The sequence below is a fragment of the Hydrocoleum sp. CS-953 genome (assembly GCF_002260545.1).
In the GTDB taxonomy this organism is placed as follows: Bacteria; Cyanobacteriota; Cyanobacteriia; order Cyanobacteriales; family Microcoleaceae; genus Trichodesmium.
This window is the reverse complement of record NZ_LGSU01000833.1, coordinates 1-4913: the sequence shown is the minus strand read 5'-3', so window position 1 is coordinate 4913 and position 4913 is coordinate 1. Positions and strand designations below refer to the sequence as shown.

General features: G+C 35.9%; 5 protein-coding genes. 1 reads left to right on the top strand and 4 read right to left on the bottom strand.

Annotated features, from left to right (window positions below; genetic code table 11):
• Window positions 1-108: 108 nt before the first annotated feature.
• The 3 genes from AFK68_RS10610 to AFK68_RS10600 all read right to left on the bottom strand — a co-directional run bounded on the left by AFK68_RS10610 (window position 109) and on the right by AFK68_RS10600 (window position 2427).
• Complete coding sequence (locus tag AFK68_RS10610; RefSeq protein WP_094672674.1) at window positions 109-882, bottom strand: response regulator transcription factor; 774 nt, start codon at window positions 880-882, stop codon at window positions 109-111.
• Window positions 883-1044: 162 nt separating this feature from the next.
• Window positions 1045-1344, bottom strand: a complete 300-nt coding sequence (locus AFK68_RS10605) for a putative quinol monooxygenase (protein ID WP_094672673.1) — start codon at window positions 1342-1344, stop codon at window positions 1045-1047.
• 339 nt (window positions 1345-1683) lie between these two features.
• Entirely contained in the window at window positions 1684-2427 is a 744-nt protein-coding gene (locus AFK68_RS10600) for a hypothetical protein (RefSeq protein ID WP_094672672.1), read from the bottom strand.
• 74 nt (window positions 2428-2501) lie between these two features.
• Here AFK68_RS10600 and AFK68_RS10595 point away from each other — a divergent pair, with 74 nt between their 5' ends.
• Entirely contained in the window at window positions 2502-2966 is a 465-nt protein-coding gene (locus AFK68_RS10595) for a hypothetical protein (protein ID WP_094672671.1), read from the top strand.
• Window positions 2967-3595: 629 nt separating this feature from the next.
• On the opposite strand, the gene AFK68_RS10590 is transcribed toward AFK68_RS10595, so the two are convergent.
• Window positions 3596-4084 (bottom strand): hypothetical protein, encoded by a 489-nt coding sequence (locus tag AFK68_RS10590; RefSeq protein WP_094672670.1) that lies wholly within the window; start codon window positions 4082-4084, stop codon window positions 3596-3598.
• Between the last annotated feature and the right edge of the window lie 829 nt (window positions 4085-4913).

The following is a 4913-nucleotide window of genomic DNA, read 5'->3' as shown; positions in this document are numbered from 1 at the left end:
GTATATTTCCGGTTGAGCGATCGTAATTAGAAGTTTTATAGGATATTTAATCAATATCTTTAGCTCAATTTTATTTACCTAATTATGACTTTTCAACCGGAAATTATTTTAAGGCTCTCTAACCCTATCCTGATTTGGTTTCGCCCAATTAGCTGTTTCCACATTATTAGCACTGGACCCATTACTAGGTAACTCTAAACAGTAACCAGCACCGTATACCGTTTTAATATACCGAGGATGACGAGGATCTGGTTCCATCTTCGTTCTCAGATGTCTAATATGGACTCGGATTGTCTCAATATCATCGTCTGGATCATAACCCCAGACTTCCTTAAGAATTTCACTAGGAGATACTGTCTGGCCATGGCGTTGTAACAAACAATGGAGTAACTCAAATTCTAAATGAGTTAGTTTAACTGTTTGCTCAAACCAAATAGCCTCAAACCTTTCGGGAACCAGGGTCAGAGGGCCATAGCTGAGTATTTCACTATGTTTAGCTGCTTGGGGAATTCGATCTGTGCGTCGCAGTAAAGCACGCACTCGTGCCAAAAGTTCTTCAACTTCAAATGGCTTTGTTAGATAATCATCTGCACCAGCATTGAAGCCTTCTACTTTATTTTGGGTTTGACCTAAAGCAGTTAGCATCAGTACCGGAATATCGGCTGTTCGTTCATCACGACGCAGACGTTGACATACTGTAAACCCATCTACCTTTGGTAGCATTAAATCTAACACTATCAGGTCTGGTAATAGTTGCAAAGCTAGGGCTTGCCCTTTTATACCATCTTCTGCTTGACTAACTTCATAGCCAGCCATTTCTAAGTTTACGGCAACGAGTTCTGCGATCGCAGGATCATCATCAATGACGAGTATTCGGGGCATCATTACACTTAACCTACGATTTTTTTCTTATTGTAATGTTTAATTAAGATTTTTAAGTTTTTTCCTATGTTTTTTCGTTAAATGTTAGAATCTTTTCTCAAGACATTACTCTTCTTTGCTTTTAATTGTGCTACTTCTCTATAACACAAATTTGTTATATTGTCAAGATATTAAATGATAACGACGAATATCTGGTGGGACTGTCAGTAAGTCTTTTAGTTTTAATGATGCTGCTTCAATATGACTTGAGGCCAAATGTTTTTCTAATAGACTTTCACTCTCCCATTCCTCAACAAAAGTAAAATCTGTGGGATCGGCATTATTTTGTAATAATTCGTATTTAATACAACCTTTTTCTTGGCGAGTAGGTAATACTATACTAATTAAAATTGACTTAACTACTTCTACTTGATCTGGTAAGGCAACTATACGAGCTACTACTCTAATAGTATGGAAGGACATAATTGATTGGATTCTAGACTCAACAACTAATACAAATAATAATTTAGAGGATATTTTATGATTTTGAGGCTATAGTTCAATAATTAATAATTAATAATTAACAATTAATAATTACCTCTTCTTATCAAGAAGAAGATTAGCTAAAAGGATTTTTGGCGTTGGTGAATAAAGGTATGATATCCTATCCAGATAAGAGCGCGAACAAAAAACTTTCTCCTTCTACTACTCTTTCCTCTTCTTTCTGTCCTCCTGACTTCTGACTCCTGACTCCTAAATAATTAAGATTAATATCATATACGCGCTTCACCAACGCCTCCATCAATAGAGAGGTTTTATAACTTAATTTTTCGGTAAAAATCTTCCTTGCTCTTTTAAATATTTCCATGAAATTGATTCTGGATCTTTTTGACTACTCCACTGACTAAAATCAGGTTTTGTTTTCCGTTTACTAATAGTGCTGGCATGAACATTTAGTCGAGTTGCTAATTCTTTCTGTGTCAGAAATATAGAAACTTCTTTATTTGTCCCATCCAATTGGTTATTTTTAGGCTCAAATTTGAGGCTACAATTTACCTGGGAATACTGTGGTGAATTCCAAGGATTTGAAACTTTTTCAATAATTTCTTCTGAGCCTAATCTATTATTATATCCTAAAATTTTATCCGTAGATAATTCAAATTCCTCTTTTGCTTGACCAGCAACTAGAGACACAGCAGTAGGAAAATAGTATAATAAACCACCTTGCTCTGTAATTTCTAACTCAGCACCAAATTCTTTGGCTCTTTGATCAAGAAACTCTTGGACAACTTTTCCTGATAGTTGAGAGTTCATGGCTAAGTCTAAAGCTGTAATATGTCCCTGATTTTCCTGAATTAACTTATAGAATAGAGAATTCAAGCAATCTTGTTGGTGTTTCTGTTGTTCCCGATAACGCCTCAAGGTCCAAGTAAGTCCAGAACCAATAACAATAATCGCGAATAAGCGCCAGGATAAACTTAGCATTAGCAATCCCAATCCAAGAGAAATTAAAATGGGAAAATTATTTGTAGAGTTAATATCAAGGTTTTTGGGTGTTTTGGACATATTTACTATTTTTGAGCCAGATTTTTTTGCTTGTTAGGTATACCTCCTAGATCGATTTTGCACAATTTTAAAAGATGTTTCGTAAATTAAAAATTATTTGTGGCATTATTGTAGCCTGTTTATTGAGCGCTGGTTGTGGCCCTAGTAGAGTTGTCCAGTGTAATCAATTGATTTCTACTATTAACAAAGGTAATACTCTTATTAATTCTAAGAGTTCTTATGATGCTACAACAACCAATAAACTTGGAGAAGAATTAGAAGAAATTGCTCGGGAGTTAGAAGCTCTAGAACTTAAGGATGAAAATCTCCAGCAATTTCAAAACGACTTCTCTCAAACCTTTAAAGAACTTTCTCAAGCTTTCATTAATATGAGTCTAGGTCTTCAAACTAGCACACAAGTAGAAGCTTCATTGGAAGGTAGAAAAAAATTCAATCAGGCCAAAACTCAAGTCACCCAAGCTGGGGAACAAGCAAATAAAGTTGCGGTAAATCAAGACATCTCTCTAGAAAAGCTGATTACTTACTGCCAAGATAATTGATTACCACACTAATTGCTTAGATAAAATTAGCCTTGATAAAGCTAAAGTAAAGTATTTAGGGTTTGCTGATTAAATATAAAAGCATTGACATATAACGGTTTGAGCTATTATAGGTCGGGAAAAAGTACCAGCTTTTCAGTTACAGCGGTTTTCATTTCAGTAGACCACAGTAGGGGCGAATGGCCATTCGCCCCTACAGGGTTTTGGTTATGACGATGTAGTTTATCCATCTGAAAAGCGCTGTAATATATAGCACTACGCGAAGCGTGAATCAGGAATAGCGGTGCGACCCCGCGTCGCCGACAGCTCGCTTGCGGAATGCTGACCAAGAGAGGGAACGCGCACCAAGAGAGGGAATAGGGAATAGTAAACTGTCAAAGGATTTTTCGTATAGGGAAAAGCTCCGCTAACAGTATTTAGAAATATCCGCGCTCTTTGCTTCGACTGCTATATGTGAAAAACTGAGCCTAAAATAGGGTAACGCGAGGCAGAAAAATTAAGGGACTATTTTTCTGACTATCTACTTTATAATTCCTATTCCTCCTGTACGGGCGATTGGCGAATCGCCCCTACTACTCCTGACTCCTGACTCCTCCCCTCTACTCAAAGACTTATTCAGCAAGCCCTATTTAGTGATGAATTTCTAACTCTAGTACATAATGTCCCATGCGTAACTGTTGAGACCATAGTTCATATTCTAGGCGCAGATAATCTGGAATTGGTCTTCCCTCAACAAATAAATTACGGGTAAAGTTACGCATTCGCAACTGATAATGTAAATTTAATGAATCGTCTTGAAGCCAATAACGACAGATGCCATATACTCCTCTTTCCCACACATGGCGGTAACAATATTTACCATTTCCTTGCATGGTCATAATGATTCTAGAGGGAGAAACCTCTAGCCACAAAAGTCTTGGTTTGGGAACATCTGGCAATATGGGTAATTCCTCGATGGAGGATGCTTCTCTGCCTCTAATTGCGGGTTCATGGAGTAATATATGGAATTGGTCTCTATCTTTGTGATAAAGAGTGGCTGCAGTTTCAACCATAGACCAAATTGGCAAGTCTGTTGATATTAATGATAGACTTACAGGTTTGCGTTGATAAGTTAGCATATATTTTCTCTGATTGTGATTGTTGATTGATATAGTTATTATTTTATTGAATAAGAAATCAGGTATTAAGCCTCTCGTTTTAAGGGGATAAAAAAGGAAATTTCGGATTTTCTTGCCTCCGGTTTCAGCCAGAGGTATTAATAACTGATAACTGAAATGAAACTGGTGGTTTAAATCAAAGACTTATTGACAGGAACGAAGGAATTTAACAGGAGATTCTGCTTTCGCTAAAGCCAGGAATTAAATAGGTGAAACAAATTCTCTTTGTCTAACCCTCTACAAAAAATTTACCGAAGCTGTTTCTTCAAAGGTATTTTATACTCCGATTAATCCTCTATTCTTTATTACTTTTGTGACTGCCACATCTCTTGCCGTCTCATCATGACAGTTTCTACATTTATGTTTTTATTACTCAGTTTTCTCTTACCTATAAGACTGTTACAGTTAGGGGATTTTTGAGATGTATAATTATTGTCAAATTTGGCATAATATTTACCTCATTTCTACCATACATAAGGTAATATTTTGTTAAGAAACTGACTTCTGCAACTTTCTAAAGACTCTGTTCTCAGAAAACCTTTAGATTAGGATATTAACTTTAATTTCCTCAAGTAAAGTATGAACAACTAAGGTGCAAAAAAGACCATATATGATTCATTATAAATTATCAAAGAATACATTCAGGTTATCCACATGGTAGTTACAGAAATAAAGACTATAAACAATTATTTTATTCTGAACTTCTGACTCCTTAATTCGATCGAGGTATTGGCTCTTGCCATCAATCCTGAATTTCCATACATTTTTATCGTACCACATATATATACTT